Raw genomic sequence first — 3,670 nt, 5'->3', positions numbered from 1 at the left:
GCCGGAGAGGCGGCCCCCCGACTCGGCCACGCCCGCATCGCCGGAGAGGCGGCCCCCCGACTCGGCCACGCCCGCATCGCCGGAGAGGCGGCCCCCCGACTCGGCCACGCCCGCATCGCCGGAGAGGCGGCCCCCCCGACTCGGCCACGCCCTGATCACCGACAACCCGGACCGCCGGACACGCACTCGCCGCCCGCCACACCTGGCGCGTCCCGGCCCGCCGACACCGCGACTTCCACCGCTCCCTCGGGGCGACACGGTCCGTCTCGTCCTGAATCGGCCGCCGGCCGCGGACGCCGACAGGGAACCGACAGCGACGTTTTACCGGGGGCTCATGTCGAGGTGGTCACTATCGGGATGCCGTCTGAACAGGTGGTGCCCGAAGACCGTACCCCTGGACGGATCAACGAGAAGCTCCGCGGAAGGGAACCCCTCACATGACCAGCGCATCGCTCAACCCCTCTGCCAAACCGGCCCGCCGTACGATCATGGCGGCGGCCGGAGCGGCGGGGCTCGCCGCCGCGCTGACCGCCTGCGGGTCGTCCGACGACGACTCGTCGAGCTCGACCACCACGAACAACGCGGGCGGTGGCTCCACCACCCAGGACAGCAACGGCTCGAGCGGCGGCTCGACCGACACCTCCTCCGCGGCCGCCGGTGGCACCGCGCTCGCCAAGACCTCGGACATACCCGAGGGCGGTGGCACGATCTACAAGGACCAGGCCGTGGTCGTCACCCAGCCGGCGTCGGGCACCTACAAGGCGTTCTCGACGAAGTGCCCGCACGCGGGCTGCGCGGTGGCGAGCATCACCAACGGCGCGATCGTCTGTCCCTGCCACGGCAGTGAGTTCGCCATCGCCGACGGCAGCGTGAAGAAGGGCCCGGCGACGACGGGTCTGACGGCCGCGAACATCACCGTCTCCGGTGACCAGATCACACTGGCCTGATCCTGGGCTCAGGCCCGCCCGCGTGGGTTCTTGAGGCAGCCGAGCACCTCGTCCGTGGTCGCGACCGTGGCGACCAGCGCGAGGGTGTTGCGGACCATCGCGGGGGTGTACTCGGAGGGCACTCCCGCGATGGCGTCGGCCGGGACGACGGCCGTGTAGCCCCGGTTCACCGCGTCGAACACGGCGTTGGGGACGGCCACGTTGGCCGAGACCCCGGTGACGATCAGGGTGCGGCAGCCGAGGTTGCGCAGCAGCGGGTCGACATCGGTCCCCTGGATCGGTGACAGGCCGTGCAGCCGCCGTACCACCAGGTCCTCCTCCGAGACCTCGATCGGGGGCGCGACGCGGACCGCCGCGGTGCCGGAGAGCTGCTGGACGGGCAGCCGCTCGGCGGCACGGAACAGGCGGGCGTTGCGGTTCGCCCCCCGGCCGTCGGGACGGCGTTCGGCGAGCGCGTGGATCACCTGGACGCCGGTGTCGTGCGCGGCGGCCACCAGTCTGGCGATGTTGCCGAGGGCGCCCGAGGCCCTTGCCTCACGGGCGAGTTCGGGCAGCGCGCTCTGCGGGCCGACCACGCCCTGCTGGCACTCCACGGTCAGCAGGACGGTGCTCACGGGATCGATGAGCTCCGCGAGCCGTTCGTACGACGGCATGTGACGCCCCCTTCCGCCTTGGTGCGGGGCGGGCGAGACTAACCAGCATTGCGCTGGAACGGAAGAAGAGGGGGCCGCATGACGGACACGCAGCGCCGGGGCCGGAAGATCATGATGACGCCCGGTGAGCTGGACGAGTTCCTCACCACACAGCGCACCTGCCGGGTGGCGACCGTGTCGGCGTCCGGCGCCCCGCACGTCAGCGCCCTGTGGTTCGCGTGGGACGGCAAGTCGCTGTGGCTGTACTCGGTGGTGCGCAGCCAGCGCTGGAAGGACCTGAGCCGCGACCCGCGGGTGGCGGTCGTGGTCGACTCCGGTGAGGAGTACGACCAGCTGCGCGGCGTCGAACTGAGAGGGACCGTCGAGTTCGTGGGCGAGGTGCCGCGCACCGGTGAGCTGGTCGCCGAACTCGACTACGTCGAGACGCTGTTCGCCCGCAAGAACTTCGGCCTGGACGAGATGCCGCACGACGGCAGGCACGCCTGGGCCCGGCTGACCCCGACGAAGACCGCCTCCTGGGACTTCCGCAAGCTGGGGAGCTGAGGAGCGGCGCGCCTACTCGGTGGCGACGGCCGCGGCGGACAGCAGGGTGGGGTCCCGCGGCCAGGGTGCCCCAGAGGGCGGCCGGCCCGCGCGCCGCGAGCGTGGTGATGACCGCCGGGGAGACCGCGCCACGGCCGGTACGTCCGCTACAGCCTGAGCCTGCCCGCCTGACGGCGCTGGGCACCGACCTGCCGGCGGCCGTACTGCGCTGAACGGCCGCGCTCCGCCCCCTCACGGTCGGTCGGGGTTCGGCGCGGGGCGGTTCAGGAGATCGCCTCGGCCGCGCCCCGCAGGGCCTGTACCGCCGCGCGGATCGAGGGGCGGCGGTCGGCGTCGGCCCGCCAGACGGCGTACACGTGGCGGCGTGCCCGCTGCTTCAGCGGCACCATGAGGACGCCCTCCGGCACCGGGTGGCGGCCCAGCAGCGGCGCGATGCAGACCCCCAGCCCGGCGGCCACCATGTTGAGTTGCGTGTGGGTCTCGGCCGCGCGGTGGCGGATGAGCGGTTCGATGCCGCGGGAGCGCAGCGTGAACATCAGCCACTCGTGGCAGAACTCGCCCTCGCTCCAGGTGATCCACTCGTCGTCGGCGAACTCCCCCAGGTCCACCTCGTCCCGCCCGGCCAGCCGGTGCGCGACCGGCAGGGCCACATCGGCGGGGTCGTCCAGCAGCGGTGCCTTGACCAGCCCGTCGGGCAGTGGCATCGGCTTGTTGTACCAGTCCAGGACGACGGCGAGGTCGAGGTCGCCGCGCACCACCCCGGCGACGCCGTTCTCCGGTTCCAGCTCGCTGGAGCGCACGCGCAGCGCGGGGTGCTGGGCGCGCAGGGCGGCCAGCGCGGTCGGGAACAGACCGCGCGCGGCCGTCGGGAACGCCGCCACCGCGAGCTCGCCGACGACCTGACCCCGGTGCGCCTCCAGGTCGGACTGGGCCAGCTCCACCTGGGAGAGGATCCGGGCCGCGTGGTCGGCGAGCAGCCGGCCTGCGTCGGTGAGCCGCACCCCGCGGCCGTTCTTGGCGAGGAGCCGCTGGTCCACCTCCCGTTCCAGCTTGCCCATCTGCTGCGACACCGCCGACGTGGTGACGTGCAGGGCCTCGGCGGCCCCGCTCACCGAGCCGTGCCGGGCGAGGGCGTCGAGGGTGCGCAGGCGCTCCAGATTCAACATGTAAGTGATTCTAAGAGTTACTGACCGAGAGATCTCAATTGCGCTACGACGTTGCGCCGGTGTCCGCACCGCGACCTCACCGCCGTGAGGGACCGTTGCCGGCTAGCGCTGCGACCGGAAAGGTTCGCCGGGAAGCTCGCGGCGTCCGGTGCGGTGCATCGCAAGGCGGAGCACACCCGCGTACTGGATGTACTCGGGTGGTGCGACAACGCGGCGAGGTGCCGTGCCGGGCGTCGCGAGCCGGTGAACCTTTCCGGTCGCAGCATTAGTAGGACTCCGTTAGGTCTGTCTGGATCTTGGAGTCGTGGGTGGCCTTGCGGGCAGGACTTGGTGGCAGGTGCTGCAGACGCCGGTCCAGCAC

At 72.3% G+C, this 3,670-nt stretch carries 4 protein-coding genes; 2 read left to right on the top strand and 2 right to left on the bottom strand.

Features of this window, described 5'->3' with window-relative positions:
* Positions 1–437 precede the first annotated feature (437 nt).
* Positions 438–947 carry a Rieske (2Fe-2S) protein gene (locus tag AB0N16_RS37805; RefSeq protein ID WP_365804905.1) on the top strand — a complete coding sequence of 170 codons (510 nt, stop codon included), beginning with the start codon at positions 438–440 and terminating at the stop codon, positions 945–947.
* An 8-nt stretch (positions 948–955) separates the two neighbouring features.
* Here AB0N16_RS37805 and AB0N16_RS37800 read toward each other — a convergent pair whose 3' ends face one another.
* Entirely contained in the window at positions 956–1,600 is a 645-nt protein-coding gene (locus tag AB0N16_RS37800) for a cysteine hydrolase (RefSeq protein ID WP_365804903.1), read from the bottom strand.
* 78 nt (positions 1,601–1,678) lie between these two features.
* Between AB0N16_RS37800 and AB0N16_RS37795 the strand changes: the two genes are divergently transcribed.
* Positions 1,679–2,143, top strand: coding sequence for a pyridoxamine 5'-phosphate oxidase family protein (locus AB0N16_RS37795; protein WP_362576425.1), 465 nt, complete (start codon positions 1,679–1,681; stop codon positions 2,141–2,143).
* Between the two features lie 263 nt (positions 2,144–2,406).
* Here AB0N16_RS37795 and AB0N16_RS37790 read toward each other — a convergent pair whose 3' ends face one another.
* A complete protein-coding gene (locus tag AB0N16_RS37790) occupies positions 2,407–3,309 on the bottom strand; it encodes a LysR family transcriptional regulator (RefSeq protein ID WP_365804901.1) in 903 nt (300 codons plus the stop codon).
* Positions 3,310–3,670 lie beyond the last annotated feature (361 nt).

It is taken from the genome of Streptomyces sp. NPDC051105, assembly GCF_040682795.1.
Lineage (GTDB): Bacteria > Actinomycetota > Actinomycetes > Streptomycetales > Streptomycetaceae > Streptomyces.
The sequence above is the reverse complement of the archived record's forward strand: the minus strand, read 5'-3'. Positions and strand labels throughout refer to the sequence as shown.